The 18,251-nt window shown below is 44.6% G+C and carries 17 protein-coding genes; 5 read left to right on the top strand and 12 right to left on the bottom strand.

Translation table 11 applies throughout. The annotated features are described in order from the left end of the window. Positions 1-2 precede the first annotated feature (2 nt). Positions 3-620 (bottom strand): LysE family translocator, encoded by a 618-nt coding sequence (locus tag ACMXYS_RS09995; protein WP_415896411.1) that lies wholly within the window; start codon positions 618-620, stop codon positions 3-5. Positions 621-810: 190 nt separating this feature from the next. Next, complete coding sequence (locus ACMXYS_RS09990) at positions 811-2,706, bottom strand: phosphate ABC transporter substrate-binding/OmpA family protein (protein ID WP_415896410.1); 1,896 nt, start codon at positions 2,704-2,706, stop codon at positions 811-813. 146 nt (positions 2,707-2,852) lie between these two features. On the opposite strand from ACMXYS_RS09990, the gene ACMXYS_RS09985 reads away from it, so the two are divergent. Then, entirely contained in the window at positions 2,853-3,314 is a 462-nt protein-coding gene (locus tag ACMXYS_RS09985; RefSeq protein ID WP_415881555.1) for a hypothetical protein, read from the top strand. A gap of 64 nt (positions 3,315-3,378) precedes the next feature. On the opposite strand, the gene ACMXYS_RS09980 is transcribed toward ACMXYS_RS09985, so the two are convergent. Further along, a complete protein-coding gene (locus ACMXYS_RS09980; RefSeq protein ID WP_415896409.1) occupies positions 3,379-4,581 on the bottom strand; it encodes a hypothetical protein in 1,203 nt (400 codons plus the stop codon). Positions 4,582-4,961: 380 nt separating this feature from the next. Between ACMXYS_RS09980 and ACMXYS_RS09975 the strand changes: the two genes are divergently transcribed. Next, positions 4,962-5,894: an exopolyphosphatase gene (locus tag ACMXYS_RS09975; protein ID WP_415896408.1), complete on the top strand. Its 933-nt coding sequence runs from the start codon at positions 4,962-4,964 to the stop codon at positions 5,892-5,894. Between the two features lie 326 nt (positions 5,895-6,220). On the opposite strand, the gene ACMXYS_RS09970 is transcribed toward ACMXYS_RS09975, so the two are convergent. The 9 genes from ACMXYS_RS09970 to ACMXYS_RS09930 all read right to left on the bottom strand — a co-directional run bounded on the left by ACMXYS_RS09970 (position 6,221) and on the right by ACMXYS_RS09930 (position 14,215). Then, positions 6,221-6,451 carry a hypothetical protein gene (locus ACMXYS_RS09970; protein WP_415896407.1) on the bottom strand — a complete coding sequence of 77 codons (231 nt, stop codon included), beginning with the start codon at positions 6,449-6,451 and terminating at the stop codon, positions 6,221-6,223. Between the two features lie 116 nt (positions 6,452-6,567). After that, positions 6,568-6,858, bottom strand: coding sequence for a hypothetical protein (locus tag ACMXYS_RS09965; RefSeq protein ID WP_415896406.1), 291 nt, complete (start codon positions 6,856-6,858; stop codon positions 6,568-6,570). Between the two features lie 409 nt (positions 6,859-7,267). Further along, positions 7,268-7,915 carry a TatD family nuclease-associated radical SAM protein gene (locus ACMXYS_RS09960; RefSeq protein WP_415896405.1) on the bottom strand — a complete coding sequence of 216 codons (648 nt, stop codon included), beginning with the start codon at positions 7,913-7,915 and terminating at the stop codon, positions 7,268-7,270. Between the two features lie 158 nt (positions 7,916-8,073). Next, the gene (locus tag ACMXYS_RS09955; RefSeq protein ID WP_415896404.1) at positions 8,074-8,352 is read right to left on the bottom strand and encodes a hypothetical protein; all 279 of its coding nucleotides are present in this window, start codon (positions 8,350-8,352) and stop codon (positions 8,074-8,076) included. 308 nt (positions 8,353-8,660) lie between these two features. After that, the gene (locus ACMXYS_RS09950; RefSeq protein WP_415896403.1) at positions 8,661-9,599 is read right to left on the bottom strand and encodes a homoserine kinase; all 939 of its coding nucleotides are present in this window, start codon (positions 9,597-9,599) and stop codon (positions 8,661-8,663) included. Positions 9,600-9,628: 29 nt separating this feature from the next. Continuing rightward, positions 9,629-10,216 (bottom strand): sarcosine oxidase subunit gamma family protein, encoded by a 588-nt coding sequence (locus ACMXYS_RS09945; RefSeq protein ID WP_415896402.1) that lies wholly within the window; start codon positions 10,214-10,216, stop codon positions 9,629-9,631. Positions 10,217-10,226: 10 nt separating this feature from the next. Beyond that, the gene (lipA, locus tag ACMXYS_RS09940) at positions 10,227-11,162 is read right to left on the bottom strand and encodes a lipoyl synthase (RefSeq protein WP_415884244.1); all 936 of its coding nucleotides are present in this window, start codon (positions 11,160-11,162) and stop codon (positions 10,227-10,229) included. Between the two features lie 90 nt (positions 11,163-11,252). After that, positions 11,253-12,368 carry a glycine cleavage system aminomethyltransferase GcvT gene (gene gcvT, locus ACMXYS_RS09935; RefSeq protein WP_415896401.1) on the bottom strand — a complete coding sequence of 372 codons (1,116 nt, stop codon included), beginning with the start codon at positions 12,366-12,368 and terminating at the stop codon, positions 11,253-11,255. Between the two features lie 461 nt (positions 12,369-12,829). Beyond that, positions 12,830-14,215, bottom strand: coding sequence for an alanine/glycine:cation symporter family protein (locus ACMXYS_RS09930; protein ID WP_415891731.1), 1,386 nt, complete (start codon positions 14,213-14,215; stop codon positions 12,830-12,832). Positions 14,216-14,969: 754 nt separating this feature from the next. On the opposite strand from ACMXYS_RS09930, the gene ACMXYS_RS09925 reads away from it, so the two are divergent. Genes ACMXYS_RS09925 through gcvH form a run of 3 tightly spaced genes read left to right on the top strand, consistent with a single transcriptional unit; the run spans position 14,970 to position 18,115 of the window. Further along, positions 14,970-16,349, top strand: a complete 1,380-nt coding sequence (locus tag ACMXYS_RS09925) for an L-serine ammonia-lyase (protein ID WP_415896400.1) — start codon at positions 14,970-14,972, stop codon at positions 16,347-16,349. 35 nt (positions 16,350-16,384) lie between these two features. After that, a complete protein-coding gene (locus tag ACMXYS_RS09920) occupies positions 16,385-17,689 on the top strand; it encodes a serine hydroxymethyltransferase (protein WP_415896399.1) in 1,305 nt (434 codons plus the stop codon). A gap of 36 nt (positions 17,690-17,725) precedes the next feature. Further along, the gene (gene gcvH / locus ACMXYS_RS09915) at positions 17,726-18,115 is read left to right on the top strand and encodes a glycine cleavage system protein GcvH (RefSeq protein WP_415891729.1); all 390 of its coding nucleotides are present in this window, start codon (positions 17,726-17,728) and stop codon (positions 18,113-18,115) included. Positions 18,116-18,251 lie beyond the last annotated feature (136 nt).

The raw sequence follows: 18,251 nt of genomic DNA, 5'->3' as shown, positions 1-18,251 counted from the left end.
GCTTAGTGACGGGACGCTAAATAGGCACCCGCTGCAACCATAATGGATCCTGCGCTTCGATTTAGCCTTTTAACACCTTTCTCTGATTGGAAAAAACGACGTGATTTTGCCGCAAAAATGGCGATCATCATGATTCCAATCATTAATGCTATCAGCGTTAATACAGACGCTAAGATTATGTCTCCTCCGGTGAGCGCCTCTAAATCCATAAATGTTGGAAGAAAGGCGATGTAAAAGAGGATGACTTTGGGGTTTGAAGCGGATATCAAAAAGCCTTGCACAAATCCCGAAATCGCACCTGATCTAGAATTCTTGTCAGGCTCTGAATCCAGATTTAATGGTGCATTCCACATCTTCCATCCTAGATAGACAAGATAAATCGCCCCGACAATGCGGATTACAGTAAATAGTTCACCCCATTGGTTGGCTATAACGGCAAGGCCAAAACAAGCTGCGATTAAGTAGAGAATATCGCTGATGGTCATACCCAAAGCTAGGGATATGCACGAGCGGGCATTAGAGGTCAGAGCTCTTGCTAATATGGCGAACACGCCTGGTCCTGGAGTAACCCCGAAGACTAAAACGGCCAAAAAGAAAGAGATAGCGCTCTCTAAAGACATAATTGAACTCTGAGATAGTGTAGCGTTTAAGATGGTAAATATTAGCTAGTCACTATGTAATTTGAGCCTATAAAAGGCAAGGGATTTATCTTCATATAGCAGTAAAAGAGAACCTCTGTGCCGTGTGTAAATTGTGCCAAAGAAAAAGGCGATCAAAGTGATCGCCTTTTGGGGACAGGTGAGAGCAATATTAGCGAGTCGCTGTGTTGTAACTCTGAGCGTTGTTGCTATCGATCCAAATCTCTACGCGGCGATTCTTCTCGCGGCCAAGCTTAGTTAAGTTAGAGGCGATCGGGGCCATCTCACCTAAACCTATTGAGCGTTGAATATTAATTCCGCGAGCAAGTAGCGCTTGTTCAACGGCTCTTGCGCGTTGCAAAGACAAGCTTTTATTTATTACAGGGTCGCCAATACTGTCGGAAAAACCGATCAACGTGGCTTGCTGACCCGGGTTGGATTCAAAGAATTGAATCACACGCTCCAAGTCTCGCACCGCTTTGTTATCTAAAACTACAGTGCCACTTTTAAAACGGAAGTTTAGTGATAAACGCTGAGCATTCTTAACGGATTGAATATATTCCTGCGGGTAGGTATCCGTTAATGCAGGCGTGGTCGGGTAGATATTCTGCGAAATAAAACCAGCTTTCTTAACAACATCTTGCCCCTCTTTAGATAGAACAAAACTGATAAAGCTATGAGCTTCTGACTGCGTGCTAATGGTGCTCGGCTCGTATATATAAAGACGACGAACCAACGGATAGTCTTCTGTAGAGATCGTGAAAGAGGTTGGGTAGATCGGTAAACCTTTTTCACCATCAGAGATCGCCAGGGCTTTAGCACGTAAAACGTAAGGTAGACCGATAAAGCCAATGGCTCCTGCTGTTTTACTAACGTTATCTGATAGTTCAACGCTGGACTCTAATCGCTCGGCAGATTCAGAAAGCTTAACACCGTGCTTTTTAAGCACCATGGATTTAAATGAGTCCCAAGTGCCCGAGTTGCTATCGCGGGCATAGATCTTAACTGCTAGATCAGGGCCGCCTAACTCGCTCCAGTTAGTAATATTACCGGCAAACAGCTTAGCCAGATCTTCTGTGCTGAGGTGAGCAATTGGGTTATCTGGGTTAACAATGACTGCCAAACCATCCATCCCAATGATGTGTTCGGTACTTTTAGATTTTAGATTGCCGTAACGGCTTTCTAACTGCTCAACTTCTTTATCTTTGATTCGACGAGAAGCCATCGCAAGGTCGGTTTTATTTTCGTTTAAGGCTTTAAAGCCCGTACTAGAACCGTGCGCATGAATTGGGATAACCGAGATCTCTTTTTTACCCGGGTAAGTAATCTCTAGGTTGTTTTCGACTTCAATATCACTCGCTACCAAAGTGGATTGCTGGGCTCCTTCGCTAGCGTAAAACGCTTTTAGCAATTCTGGCGCAAGTACTTCACCGATCGTATTTGATCCTTGGATGCGAAAAGGTGTTGTTTTAACAATCTTTTCAACTTCGACAACGGCTGCAGCTACAACCGGTACTGGTTGCATTGCTGGTGGAGCAGATTCAACTTTCTTAACTTCAGTTCTGACTACTTCAACGGCATTAGCTGGTTGAGCTGCAGTTGTCTCTGCTGTCGGTTTCGGCTGCTCGGCCACCTTTGCAGCTGAGCTTGTAGGTTTGGGTGCATTAATCGCTGCGATTGGTGCTTTAGCTTCTTGGGTTGTGCTAGAAAATTGGAATACAGCGAAGCCAAATACCAGTAAAACGACTGCGGCAATACCGTAGAAAATAGGTTTGTCGTTTGGATCTTTATTCGATTTTTGCTTCTCTTGAGCTGGAATAGGCGCTGGCTTTGGCTCAGGTGGTAGCTCGACCTCTTTAGCCAACTCTAGCTCGTCTGCTTCTAGTAGATCTTTATAGATCTTCTGTAGAGAGTGACTTAGCGGTAGCTCACTAATATCTACATTGAGTAAGATCGCTTTACGATAGTCTCTTTCGTGGGTAAAGCGGTGTAGATCTATTTTTTCATGGCCCTGTTTTTCCAGCGCGTTCTTAAACTTCCAGATAAGGTCAAAAACAGTAGTCTTCACAGCAATACTCTCATCTATTTGTGTGGTGATCTGTCACGGAGGCGGCTATTGTAGGAGGCAAAGGTTTCTGCAATATGACAATGCAGACATATAACTTAAGATCTGTATTAATTAGCTAAAGTGATCAGTTAGTAGAGTAATAGGGCATGTTACACACACATAAGATAGAGCCTGTGGTGCAAGAGGAAGTGACAGGCTGTGGAATCGCCTCTGTGGCCAATATCGTGGGTAAAACATATGCCGAGATGAAACAGATCGCCAATGCAATGGGGATCTTTGCAGACGACAAATCGCTCTGGTCTCAAACCGATTACGTTCGTCAACTTTTGAAGAGCCAGAATGCCTCAGTTTCAAATATAGAAACGCCGTTTAACACTTGGGAAGAGTTGCCCGATTTAGCGCTTTTATCGATTAAGCACTATCAAGAAGAGGGCAAAGATTTTTGGCATTGGGTTGTGTTTCAAAGGCTAGACGGGAAGCCATTTGTGCTGGATTCAGCAAGCTATCTGGACAGCAAGATCAGAACCGATTTTGATCAAATGCAGCCGAAGTGGTTTATCGAGGTTGGGTTACATATGAATAATTCGGAATTTAGGGAAGGCGAGTAAACACTTTACTTATTTATTCGCCTTATCCACTTCTAACGTATTTGGCTTTTATCTGTGACGCTTTTCAGCTTAGTTTCATGTTTAAAAAGCGGTCCAAATTATCCATGAAATATTGATTAATTTTGGACTTGTTTTGGCTTTGATAAGCACCAAAATTATCCGGCTGGTCATTGAGCTTTTGTTGTTTGGCACTGTATTGCTCTAATGCTAATTCATTCTCTTTCCAGAATTCTTGAATTGCTAGCTCTTGAGGATGTATCGAACCATCTTCGAGTTGTGCTAACGGTTTGTTCTCAAGGTGGTTATCGATCATATCTTGTAAGCTGTAAGGACTATTCCCGCTGCTTTTACCAAACAGGTCAGAAAACTCAGAATACAGATCTTTACTTAAGATTTGCATTTCAGCATAAGTCTGTCGGAGATCATGTTGTAAAAACTCTTTGCCTGCGTATTCGAGCAAATTATCTTTAAAGCCAAAAGATGTGTAATCAATCTGTGCATTTTTAAGAGCTACTTGTTCAAGGCTTTGCAGCAATGAAGAGCCTTTATCCGATTCAGAAATAGCTACTGTGTTCGGTGTTGAGGCACCTTCTTCTATTTGAAGGTCAAAGCTTCGCGCTTGGTAGTCTTTTTCTGGACCTGTAGATTCTATATTCACCCAGCTATTTTTCAGCTGATCTACAATTTGAAAGACTTCATCGCTGATAGGCTCGTCTTGATGCTGAAGCCAATTATCAAGATCTTTTGGAAAGCTTTGTAAACGAGTCAGGCTATTATCAAGTCGATTTAAATTAGCCGTTTGGTCCTGCCAAAACTGCTCAACTTTTTTAACGTCAGACTCGCTCAAATGATCCAGGCCGTGAGTCAAAGAATTTCCAGCCTGCGCGTTATCTAACACCTGATGAAAACTAATCTTATCCATGCTGAGATCATTGAACTCTGTAGCTAAGGATGTAACTTGGCTGAGGTATTGGTTGGCGATATCTTGTCGCTCAGCAATCATCTGTTTGTGATACTCAGCAGCTTGTAGAGCAGCATCACTGCCTTCTTGGTTATAGGCTTTCCATTGAGCATGACTTTGATTGCTCCAGTAACTGATGGAACCGGACTGAGCACCAAAACCAATTAAACTGTCTTCACCAATAAGGCCTTCTTTTACCAAATCGTTAGCTTCTGCTGCGAAATCTGTAGCAGCCGTTTTTATTTGATTATTGGTGTTTAATAAAGATGATCCGTAGACAGCGGAGTATGAATTAATGCTAGACATCTAAGGTTCCTTGAATATTAGCTAAATGTATCTTTTGTACATTTTTAAGCATAAATCATTCCAGAACTAGATAGGCCGTAATTATAGGGATTAAGCAGGTTTCTTTGCTCTGAGGGGAAAGGCTCTTCCGCACGAGTGCGGAAGTTTTTTACCGCCATGTTACCGAAGGGAAGTCTGTAAAGTTGTCGAAGCTAGGTTGTAGGTGAATCTATTTTACGTATGAAGGTGGAGTCTTCTTTAGAATAGTTGACGACGATCACTAGCTAGATTTTGCTTCTTCCTCAATCATTCTTGTCTATACTGCTCTAGCAGCTTGGAAAAAGCTTATAGATTTCAGTGCATAACACTCTCCGGCAACAACAAGAATAAGGAAGCGAAGTATGTCACGAGATAAATTTCGGTTGGTAACCCGTAGTGACTTTGATGGTTTAGTTTGTGCAGTTTTGCTTAAACATCTGGATCTGATTGATGATATTAAATTTGTTCATCCTAAGGATATGCAGGATGGGACAGTCGATATAACCTCCAACGACATCACCACAAACCTGCCGTATGTCGAAGCTGCTCATCTTGTATTTGATCACCATCTATCTGAAACCATTCGAAATAAAGGCGAGAGAGAAAACCACATCATCGATCCCGAAGCCCCATCAGCTGCAAGAGTGGTGTGGCTACATTATGGCGGCATCGATGGTTTCCCCGATGAATGGACCGACATGATGGAAGCGGTCGATAAGGGCGACTCGGCGCAATATAACCAAGAAGAAGTTCTGAACCCTAAGGGGTGGGAACTGCTCAATTTCTTGATGGATGCCCGTACCGGTCTTGGCCGTTTTAGAGAGTTTAGAATCTCCAACTACAACCTGATGATGGACCTGATCGATTACTGCAAAGATCACAATATCGATGAGATCCTAGCGCTGCCGGATGTAAAAGAAAGGGTCGACCTTTACTTTGAGCAAGAAGCGAAGTTTAAAGATCAGATCAAACGTTGCGCTACCGTACATGGCAATCTCGTTGTCTTAGATCTACGTAACGAAGAGACTATCTACGCCGGTAACCGTTTTGTTATCTACGCCTTATACCCTGAATGTAATATCTCCATCCATGTTCTTTGGGGCCTAAAACAACAGAACACTGTATTTGCGACTGGTAAGTCGATCTTTGACCGAGGTTCTAAAACCAATGTGGGCGAGCTGATGCTGAAATATGGCGGTGGTGGTCATCATGCAGCAGGCACTTGTCAGGTTGAGAATGACGCCGCTGAATCCACCTTAAATGAGTTGATCGGCCAGATTACTCAGGATGGCTAGGAAGAAAGTGTTTTTGCTTTAATTGACCGAGCCTATCTGGGCTCGGTATTTTTGTGACTTTCCTAAAAAAACCTCTGTTTCAAAGGTGTCTAGCTAAGCTGGATGGGCTATATAGAGCTATACAAAATAATATTTTGCTTCTTGAATGGGGCGGATTCTAATTCGATTTTCTATAAAAGATTGCCGCTGGTAAAAGATATCTTGTTTTGGATACTTCAGCTCATTACTCAGTTGCTTGGGAGATAACGCCCGTATTTGGGGCGGACTGAGCAACGCGAAGGCCGTCCCAGCACCGCAGGGGCGACCAACATACGCTGGTTATGTGATTACAAAATTGGATTGTCTGTATGTTTCAAATTAAGCTGCATGGCGACCCGTTCTTTGAGAACTTCGCAAGAATGTGCACGATTTGCTGTTTGACAGTTAACGCTGCGTCCTTGATTTTGGCATTCACAAACTTTCTTGTTCCAGCTTGTATCGTCAGTCATAGGGCCAACAATGTTAAATACACCTTGATCTCTGTCTGTAATAATTAAATAAAATGGTTCAACCGACATTTTCTCTCCTTTTCACATAACGCCCGCATAAGCAGCGGGAAACAGTTGGCTAAAATTAGTGAGGAACGAACGGCAGCCAACTGTGAACCGTCTGAGCTTAATGCGCTTGTTATACGTTAAACGCATTTAATTACATTTAAAGACTCTAAATACGTTATCGTTTTTTCGAGCAATTCTTCTGTTGATGCAACGAGGCTGAGAGTTTGTTCTTTGCCTGAAACAGGATCAACATCTATACGCTGAGCTTCGTCTGCTCTCAATATTAATGTCAACTCAGTCCAATTTCCTGATTCAGGATTAATCGAGTCACCATCTGAATCATAGTCTGCGTCTATACCCCAAAGGTACTCTGCGATTTTATAATAAGGAGGTAATTCATTTAATACTTTAAATTCTCGAGAAAGCATTGAATTCATCCTTGACGTATAACAGCTAAATATACGACAAGTGGTTTGCGGAAAGGCGACACTTTGTCGTATATCTCCAAATTAATATTAATCGGTAATAGTTTTTAATCCGTTGAAATTAAATGTATTAGTCAGGAATTATGAAAATGAAAAATTGTAGAAAGGCGACAAAGTTTCGTGTTTCTACATCAAATTTGGAAAATGATCATTTTTACGAATCATTCTCAATAATCCATTAAGGTGGGTTAACCTATTTCCTTAGTTGTCTCCATACTGGCAGAGATAAGTGAATATGAAAAGTGCAGGAAAGTATTGGTTTGAGTCTTTTTCTCTAGCCACGAAGTGGCGTCCTAAAAGCGTAGCGTTCTCTAGGCGCAGCCGTCCTCTAGCAGCGAAGCTGCGTCCTGCCTTAACCAACAACACCCAACTCCCTTTGCTTAAACTCCGCACCCAATCCCTCAACAATCTCTCGACACTGAACAACATCAACACCCTCTAAACCATTAATTGCCGATACCTGAACATCATCAATCAGTTCGCTGGCGCGTTTGATAAAGGCTTTTACTGCTTGGTAAGAGTCGGGTAGGGCAGGTTGACAGTGTTGTTGGTAGACCTCTTCGTTTTGAGCATTAAGCGAGATCGATAGTGCGTCTATGCATCCAGCTAATTCAGGCACTATATCGCGTTTGTGGAAGAGGCTGCCGAGGCCATCGGTATTGATACGGGTTTTACCGCCGTTTTCTTTTACCCAAGTAGCGATTTGTAACAGGGCTGTTAGGCGCAAGGTGGGTTCGCCGTAGCCACAAAATACGATTTCATCGTAATCGGTTGGTTTGCCGATTAAGGGAATAATGGTATCTGCTTCTGGGCGTTTGCTTAGATAGAGTTCGTGACCTTTAACTTCGGTTGAGCCGTTATGTTTTGGGCAGAACTGGCAGGCGAGAGTGCAACGGTCGGTTAAGTTGATGTAGAGGCTATTGCGGATCTGATAAACGTAGCTGTCTTGGTGTTCACATGGGGTAGAGCGCTTTGCAGGGTTGGGGCGTTTTTGTGTCATTGCGTACTGCTTATCAGCGATATTTATAGATAGAAGTCTACTTTAGCAGGGCTAGTTAACAGGGGTGTTGATGCTTATCAAAAGTGACCCGGTTAGGGTGCAAATGCACCCTTAAACCGGTATCGAAGGGGAAGGTTTCGCTATGAATTTGGTGCGTTTTACGCGGCTGCTTGCTGGGCGCCGTGTTCTGGGTGAGTCGCTATAAAGTGCTGCAACACTTTTTGCAGCATTTCTGCATGAGCATAGTTATGATCACGCTGCGCTTTAGCGATGTCATCCATAATAATTCGTTTAATTTTCTGTTCGCCGTCATGGGTAATCATGTAATGACCAAGAGCCATGGCGATCATTGGGTCCATGTGTTCGTGTTCTGCAATGGCATCAACTTCGTCTGCAGTTAGGTCACTTAGTTCCAGGCATTCTTCGTAGGTCAACATTTCTCTCTTCCTCTGCCTTTAACAGGCTATTTTTTTATGTCTATCGGAGTCTCTACCGGTCTCTCTCCAAACCGGCAAATATGAGTTTAGAAGAGGAATTTAAGATTCTCTAATACATTAGGAGGATAAAAATTCACAATGAATATTCATTCAAGTATTGAAATTCATGTTGCATCTGCGAAAGATGAGTTTAATTCAACTAAGGAGTTGCCGTATCTAAAGGGCTAGCAGCGTGGTGCAGAACAGCAGCCCCATTGTGGTGCAAGCGAACCATAATGGGGAGCTATAAAAATAATTCTTTTAGATGATTAAAGAATAACTGGGAAGTCGCTTTTTAGGCGTTCTAAAAGCGCTTGTTTTCCTTGCGGATTCTTTTGGGTGACATCTTCCCCAGCAGTAGGGAAATGGATGTCGCGAAGTCGGGATAACCAGAAGCGCAGCGCTGCGGTTTTCATCATTGCCGCTAACAGATCGATCTCCATCGGATCTAAAGGGCGGATCTCCTGATACATGTGCAGCATCTGCTGCGCTTTCTGGATATCAAACTGATTATTGGTTTCGTCAAAGCACCAAGCGTTAAGGGTAACGCTTAGATCGTATAGATAAGGTGTAGAGCACGCGTGATAGAAATCGATTAGCCCCGATAAACGCTCGCCATCAAACATAGCGTTGTCCGGGAACAGGTCTGCGTGTACAGGTCCTGAGGGTAATGTCGTCCAGTCGATATCACCGGTTTCCATCAAGCTGTTTTGTAATAACGTTTGCTGCTCTTTATCTAGCTTCGGTAACACACGAGAAGCCAACTCGTTACACCACTGCGGAATATGGCTGTATTCATCGAGCTCTAATTGTGACGAAAGCTGGTGGAACTGAGCTAGGGTGCTACCAATTGTTTTCGCTTGAGAAAGCGTTGGCTGATTTAGTGGTGCGCCTTCTAAACAGTTCATTAATACGGCGGGTTTGCCGTTGAGCATACCGAATAGATCACCGTTATTCAGGTGAATAGGCTGAGCGCAGGCAAGCTCGTTAATCGCTAGATGATCAACTAGGCCCAGAATAAAGGGCAGTTTCTCTTTAGGTACAGATTCAACCAGTGTTAGGACAAAGCGGCCTTGATCGGTATCGACAAAAAAGTTGCTGTTCTCAACGCCTGCACTAATGCCTTTATAGCTTTGTAACTCACCGACAGCGTAGTTCTGAAGGTGAGTTTGAAGTTCTGAAAAGCTAACTGCGGTGTAAACTGACATTATCGGTCTTTGTCCTACTGGTGTATCTGTTAGTGATTTTTTGGTGATTCAGTGTTCTTTTGTAGCCACTGCCATAGGCTTTCTGCACAGCTCTTACGTACCAGAATGTCGTAATTCTTAGTGTCGTGCAGAGACATAATGTTGATGCCTTCAGCTAGCTCAACATCAGTCACGGGTAAGCATGAAAACTGTTGGGTATTAGAGCTGCTTAGTAGGTAATGAATCGCTGCTTTATTTAGATACGCTTTTGAGCCGTCTTCGGAGGTTTCTAGTTTAAGATCTTCCCCAAAGGTTTCGCGTAGAGCTTGGAATACAGATTCATGCGCACCGGTAGGTGGAAGAACCAACCAACGGTTCTCGTTGATCCACAGAATCGCTAAACGGCCCATGCAAGAGATGCGATTAACCGTTAGCGGTTGAGCAACGCCCATCACTTCACCCACGGCGATAAGCAAATCTTGGTCAGGCTCGGTATCCAGTGCAAGATCGCCAATAAAAGGGCGTTCTCGAACAATAATGCTATTAATTCGGCTGTCGTTGTCTATCGCTGCTTGAATATTCAAGTGAACAAGCGTGCCGCCTTGAGTGGCTTTGTTAGTATTGTTTTGCATAGACATTTTTACTCCTTTACAGGGCTTTCGCCTGTAAATCAGCGTGGTAAGAGGAGCGAACCATCGGGCCACTGGCAACATTCTTAAAGCCAAGTTCGTAACCGATCTCTTCGTACTCTTTAAATTCTTCTGGCGTTACATAACGCTCTACAGCGAGGTGATATTTACTTGGCTGTAGGTATTGGCCGATGGTTAACATGTCGACATCATTAGCACGAAGGTCTTTCATTACTTTGATGATCTCTTCTTTGGTTTCACCCAAACCAACCATCAATCCAGATTTTGTATCGACTTCTGGATTTAAGCGCTTAAATTGGTAAAGCAGGTTGAGCGAGTTATGGTAATCCGCACCCGGGCGTACCGATGGGTACAAGCTAGGTACAGTTTCCATATTGTGATTCAGAACATCTGGAACCTGCTGAGATAAGATCTCTAATGCAAGATCAACTTTGCCGCGAAAATCTGGAACTAAGATCTCAACCTTTAGGTCGTCACTGACTTTACGTGCTTCTTTTACAACTTCAGAAAAATGCGCTGCACCGCCGTCTCTTAGATCGTCGCGATCTACCGAGGTGATAACCACATATTTAAGACCGAGCTTTTCGATAGTGGATGCACAATTCTTTGGCTCTTCTGGATCAAGCGCCATTGGTCGACCATGCGCTACATCACAGAAAGGGCAGCGACGTGTACAAATAGCACCCATGATCATCAATGTCGCAGTTTTGTGACTAAAGCACTCTGCCAAGTTAGGGCAGGATGCTTCTTCACAAACTGTATGTAATTTAAGGTCGCGAAGTTGTTTCTTAACCTTTTTTACATTGGCATTTGAGCGGGCATCTATACGAATCCATTCCGGTTTACGTAGGCGTTCTCTTTCTGGGTCCGGTTTATGACGCAGACGAGACATTTTTGATTCGCCTTTCAGCTCTTGTAGTGGAATCAATTCCATAGTGACACCTCGCGATGTTCAATTAAAAATAGAGGCCAAGCTGATAAGGGTGGCAGCCCGGCCTCCAAGACTTACAGGGATGGAAACGGATTAACCGCGGAAGTAACGCTGCTCAATAAATGGTGCTTTCGAAACCACCATTGGTAGCTGCTTGCCACGTACTAGAGCGAAAACTTCTGTTTCAAGTGCAGAGTAAGCGGTTTCTACATAACCCATAGCTACTGGCTTGCCTACAGTTGGGCCGAAGCTGCCAGAAGTAACAGTACCGATCTTTTCACCGTCAGCATTAACAAGGTCAGCGCCCTCACGGATCGGAGCTTTACCCGATGCGATAAGGCCAACACGCTTACGGCTGTAGTTTTTGTTAGCGATCTGATCAAGGATCTTGTCAGCGCCAGGGAAACCGCCAGCACGTTCACCATCGGCACGACGGCACTTGCTGATCGCCCAGATAAGGCTGCCTTCGATTGGCGTTGTTGTTGGATCTAGGTCGTGACCGTATAGGCATAGGCCAGATTCCAAACGTAGGGAGTCACGTGCACCAAGACCAATAAATTCAACTTCTGGCTGCTCTAGGAATAGGCGGCATAGACGATCTGCTTCAGCAGATGGGATAGAGATCTCATAACCATCTTCACCTGTGTAACCAGAACGGCTGACGAAGCAATCAACACCATCGATAGCGATGTGACGAGAGTCCATAAATACAAGTTCATTTACTTCTGGGCAGATGCGCGATAATGCTTGTGCCGCTTCTGGGCCTTGAAGTGCAACCAATGCACGATCATCTAGAACTTCCAACTCAACGCCTTCACCAAGGTGTGCGCGCATGTGAGCGATGTCCTGGTCTTTACATGCAGCGTTAACTACAACGTAAAGGTGGTCACCGTAGTTAGTCACCATCAGGTCGTCCATGATGCCTCCTTCATCGTTAGTGAAAAGGGCATAACGCTGTTTACCTGTAGGAAGATCGATAATGTCTACAGGTACTAGTTTCTCTAGTTCAGCTGCAACATTTTCGCCTGTTAGCTTAACCTGACCCATGTGAGATACATCAAAAAGACCAGCGTGATCACGGGTATGAACGTGCTCTTTCTTTACACCTAGCGGGTATTGAACCGGCATTTCAAAACCTGCGAAAGGTACCATTTTTCCACCTAGCTCAATGTGCAGGTCATATAGAGGTGTTTTGCTCAGTTCGGACATCGTGTTCTCCATAATGCTTGTTCTGTGCAGCCTTCGTCTTTGCGAAGCTGCTCGTGTTCTTCAGGTGCAGTTCTTTGACTACAGTTCTTTAAGTACAATCTGATGGAAAAGCTCTATTGAGATAAAACTCTTTCAATAGATTGTTCTGGCTTTAAAGGATCGGACCACCATCGGTGATCCGATCCTTGGAACCTGCGAATAAGTCTCATACTTTCTCAGTGGGCTATAAAACGACCAGATACGCGAAAGCCAGTGCAGTGAAATGTCTAGACCTTTTCAAACTGGCTGACAAAGTAGATGGTCGTTTTAGAGCCCACCCTTCGGGGCTAACAGAGCAACAGAATCACTTTGTTAATGATTTTCGACAGGCAACCAGCATGCCTATAATCATTGCCTCGTGCTTCAATTGCTCTGTAAGCCTGAGTCGTATAAGGCTTGTTAGCAGGTTCCTTCTTTACTGATTAAGCGTTTTTACCGTCAGTTGTATCAACTGGAGCACCGTTACGCGCGAAGTACTCTTTAGTCAGTTTGAAGACAACCGGGCTTAATAGCGCCAGAGCAATCAAGTTAGGCAGCGCCATCATGGCATTTAGCGTATCTGCTACTAGCCAGATGAAATCCAGACTTACGATTGCGCCTACAGGCACCGCAATAATCCAAAGAACACGGTATGGTTTGATCGCTTTAACACCGAATAGGAACTCAACACAGCGTTCGCCGTAGAAGGACCAGCCGATGATTGTAGTGAAAGCGAATACCGCTAGAGCGATAGCTACTAGGTAGTTACCAACGCCAGGAAGTGCATGAGCGAACGCTGCAGACGTTAGTGCTGCGCCAGACTCGCCTGATGTCCAAGCACCAGAAGTAATGATAACCAGACCGGTAATCGAACAGATGATTAGGGTATCGATAAACGTACCCAGCATCGCGATTAGACCTTGGCGAACAGGATCTTTTGTTTGAGACGCAGCGTGGGCAATAGGTGCAGAACCTAGACCCGCTTCGTTAGAGAAGACACCACGTGCTACACCGAAACGGATAGCAGCCCAAACAGCAGCACCCGCAAAACCACCTTCAGCCGCAGCTGGAGAGAATGCGTGAGTGAATACTAGATCCAAGGCTGCAGGGATTGCTTCAGCATTAATAGCTAGTACAACAAGGCCAGCACCTAGGTAAGCGATTGCCATTAGAGGTACTAGAGAACCAGCAACGGCACCGATACGCTTGATACCACCAATCAGAACAGCACCTACTAGTACCATTAGGATTACGCCTGTTACCCAAACATCTAGGCCAAAGTTAGACTCTAGAACGTCTGCAACAGAGTTGGACTGTACCGTGTTACCGATACCGAAAGCGGCTACTGCACCAAAGATTGCAAATGCAGTACCTAGCCAAGCCCACTTAGCGCCAAGACCGTTTTTGATGTAGTACATCGGACCACCAACATGGCGGCCTTCTTCATCTACTTCACGGTACTTCACAGCCAGTACTGCTTCAGAGAACTTAGTTGCCATACCAACCAGTGCGGTACACCACATCCAGAATAGAGCACCAGGGCCACCTAGGAATACAGCTGTTGCTACACCGGCAATGTTACCTGTACCAACCGTTGCTGATAGCGCAGTCATTAGTGCTTGGAAGGGAGAGATTTCGCCTTCTTTTTCTTCTCCTTTTTTAGTTTTACGGCCTTCGAACAGCAGTTTGAAACCCGTACCTAGTTTAAGAAGAGGCATAAGACGTAGACCCAGCATTAGGAATAAACCAACGCCAAGAATAAGAACAAGCATCATAGGACCCCACACGATCCCATTAATGCTGCTGATGATAGAGGTTAATGTTTCCATGAACCTAGACTCCAATCGGATTGTTATTTTTATTTGAACGCACTTGGATTGTTTAAAACTTCTTAAAGCACCAGGGCAGAGCTTTTAGATTTCCAAACATGCTTACTTACAAAAGGTGAAGCTTTCGGCTTCGCTTACTTCGCTTGAATCTGCCACTCAAGATAAAGAAAGGTTATTTGTGAAATAAGTTTCCAATACGAAACAAAGCTAGCGTAAGGGAAAATTAATTTCAACGAAAATATGTTGAAAAAGATTTGATTAGAGCTGTCTAATTCTTGTTTTTTGAATAAAGCATAATAAAAACAAGTAGTTGGCGTTGCGGGAAAAATTTTCATCTTAGACTAGTAGGTTAAAAAGCTTATCAGCAGGGCGGTTTACTATGATGAATCTAGCGTCGTTAGCTAGTTTTAGGCTGCTTTTTATTCATAGGGGCTCTCTCTATTGAGTTAGGTGCGCCAATGAAATTAGACACAGGCTTTAATGTAGCAAGAAGCGTTTAAGGTGAATTTGAGAGCAACAAAACTGGATTTAAATGAAAAAAGTTTCCAATAGGAAACTTTTTGTTGATTTTGGAAAATCTCACTGCTAGTCTGAAATCAAATCGACGGTATTTGAACAATTAATGATCAATTTGTTCGAAGTTATATAGCTCTTTAGTAAGCGGACTATAACCGCAACCGTACATAGAGACGGTTTAAAGAGTAGATACATAAAATAATAAAAAGAGCGGTTAGACCGCTGTAGTGAGGTCGCAGTGCCATTAAGTATTTTTGATCTATATAAAGTAGGGATTGGTCCTTCCAGTTCTCATACGGTAGGCCCAGTCGTTGCGGCTAATCGTTTCTTAGATGAATTACGTAAGCGTGATCAGCTGGATCAAGTTGCCTCAGTACATGTAGGTTTGTTCGGTTCTTTAGCGATGACAGGTAAAGGTCACGCAACCGATGTTGCTGTGATGATCGGTCTAATGGGTGAGAAGCCTGACCTAGTCGATCCAGATAAAGTACCTGTTTACGTTGATCAGATTCGTAGCACTAAGCAGATCAATTTAGCAGGCGAGCGAATGATTGCGTTCAACCCTGAAACGGATCTGCCTTTTAACTTTGGTGAGTCCTTACCAAAGCATCCAAACGGCATGCATTTTAAAGCGTACGATGCAGCCGGCATTATTTTGCACGACAACATCTTTTACTCCGTAGGCGGTGGCTTTGTACTAAGTGACGCCGAAGCAGGTAAAGAGAAAGGTGCAGAACCTGAATTCAAGCTTCCTTTCCACTTCGATAATGGCGTTGAGCTATTAGAAGTCTGTGAGCGTGAAGGCAAAACCATTGCTGAAATCGTTTTAGCCAATGAGCTGACATGGGCCGAACAAGACGTGTTAGAAGAGCGTCTGTGGAACCTTTGGCAGGTGATGGATAACTGCATTAAGCGTGGCTGTACAGAAGAGGGTGAGCTACCGGGTGGTCTACATGTTAAACGCCGTGCCCACGAGCTTTATGAAGAACTCAAATCTAGCCCAGAAGCAGCTCTGAAAGATCAGCTAACCGTAATGGATTGGGTCAATCTATTTGCTATTGCGGTTAACGAAGAGAACGCAGCGGGAGGTCGTGTGGTGACGGCGCCAACAAATGGTGCTGCCGGTGTTATCCCTGCTGTTCTAGCTTACTACGACCGTTTTGTCCCGGGTTCAAATCGCCAGGGTATTTTTGACTTCTTAGCAACCTCCGCTGCGATCGGCATGCTTTATAAGAAGAACGCTTCTATCTCGGCTGCCGAAGTGGGCTGCCAAGGTGAGATCGGCGTAGCTTGTTCTATGGCTGCTGGTGCACTTTGTGCCGTGATGGGCGGTACCAACCAGCAAATCGAGAACGCTGCGGAAATTGGCATGGAGCATAACTTAGGCCTGACCTGTGACCCGATTGGCGGTCTTGTGCAAGTGCCATGTATTGAACGTAACACTATGGGTGCTGTGAAAGCGATCAATGCTGCACGCTTAGCGCTTCGTGGTGATGGTGAACATCATGTATCTCTAGACTCTGTTATCGAAACGATGCGTCAAACAGGTCTGGATATGCAGGATAAATATAAAGAAACCTCTCAAGGTGGGCTGGCCGTGAACGTGGTTGCCTGCTGATTCTTCGTAATAAAAAAATAAGAGAATAAAAAATCATGAGTCACAGTGATCTGTATCGCAACGACGCTGTTTGCGAAGCATTTTTTACCCAAGACCTAGCAGAGCGCGATGCTGATCTGCTGTCTGCAGTAAATGAAGAGTTTGATCGTCAGGAGATGGGGATTGAGCTGATAGCCTCTGAAAATATTGTATCTAAAGCCGTAATGCAGGCGCAGGGTACAGTACTAACAAACAAATATGCAGAAGGTTATCCGGGCCGTCGTTACTACGGTGGTTGTGAGTACGTTGATAAGGCTGAAGGCCTAGCTATCGAGCGTGCAAAGGAGCTGTTTGGTTGTGAGTTCGTCAATGTGCAACCGCACTCAGGTGCGCAAGCAAACGGCGCGGTTATGTTGGCGCTGTTACAGCCGGGCGATACTGTATTGGGCATGTCTCTGGATGCAGGTGGTCACTTGACTCACGGTGCGCGTCCAGCCCTTTCCGGTAAATGGTTTAACGCTGTGCAATACGGTGTATCTCGTGAAGATAGCCGCATAGACTACGATGAAATTGAGAAGCTAGCGGTTGAATGTCAGCCGAAGATGATTATTGCAGGTGGTTCTGCGATTCCGCGTCAGATCGATTTTGCGCGTTTCCGTGAGATCGCTGACAAAGTAGGCGCATACCTGTTTGTTGATATGGCGCACATTGCAGGTCTAGTTGCGACGGGTGCTCACCCATCACCGCTTCCACATGCTCATGTTGTAACGACGACAACACACAAAACTCTCCGCGGCCCACGAGGCGGCATGATCCTATCTAACGATCTGGATCTAGGTAAGAAGATCAACTCTGCGGTATTCCCAGGTCTTCAGGGTGGTCCACTGATGCACGTGATTGCGGCGAAAGCGGTTGCTTTCGGTGAAGCGCTACAGCCTGAATTTAAAGTGTACATCGATCGTGTTGTAGAGAATGCCAAAGTACTTGCGGGCGTTATGGTTGAACGTGGTTGCGACATCGTAACCGGCGGTACAGATACGCACCTGATGTTGGTCGATCTTCGTCCTAAAGGTCTGAAAGGTAATGTGGTTGATGAAGCGCTAGAGCGTGCGGGCATTACTTGTAACAAAAATGGCATCCCATTTGACCCTGAAAAACCAATGGTAACCTCTGGTATTCGTCTAGGTACACCAGCAGGAACGAGCCGTGGTTTTGGTCCAGAAGAATTTAAGCTGATTGGTAACCTGATTAGCGATGTATTGGATGGTCTAGTGGCTAACCCAGAAGATAACTCCAAAGTTGAAGCGGAAGTGCGTGCGCAGGTCGAAGAGCTGTGCAAGAAGTTCCCTCTTTACCGTTAATAAACCTGTGTAACGAATGAGCAATAGGAAAACAATATGAGCATTCCATCTAACTACCTTTTCACACCAAGCCATGAGTGGGTTCTGGACAATGGTGACGGCACTATCTCTCTAGGCGTATCTGATCACGCTCAGGAACTTCTAGGTGATGTGGTTTTCGTTGAACTTCCAGAGATCGGCCACGCAGTAGAAGCGGGTGAAGAGTTCTCTCTAGTTGAGTCTGTAAAAGCAGCGTCTGACATCTACTCTCCAGTAAGCGGTGAAGTAGTTGAAGTAAACGAAGCGTTGGAAGATGCGCCAGAGACCGTAAACGAAGCGCCTTACACAGACGGCTGGATCGTAAAAATTAAGCTGTCTGATTCATCTGAATTGGCAAAACTTCTAAACGCAGAAGCGTACGAAGCAACGATTGCAGAAGAAGCTTAATTGGTTGAGTTACTAGGTATTTGTAAGGGTCTAATCAGCCTGAATACCTAGTAACCCTGTCCCCCAATTAGCTTTAGCAAGGCGAAGCGGCAGTGCAGGACCGCTTCGCACCCTTAAATATATTTGGTTTAAGTGT

The organism is Neptuniibacter sp. QD57_21 (assembly GCF_047778075.1).
Classification (GTDB): domain Bacteria; phylum Pseudomonadota; class Gammaproteobacteria; order Pseudomonadales; family Balneatricaceae; genus Neptuniibacter.
This window is presented reverse-complemented; position numbering and strand designations above follow the sequence as displayed.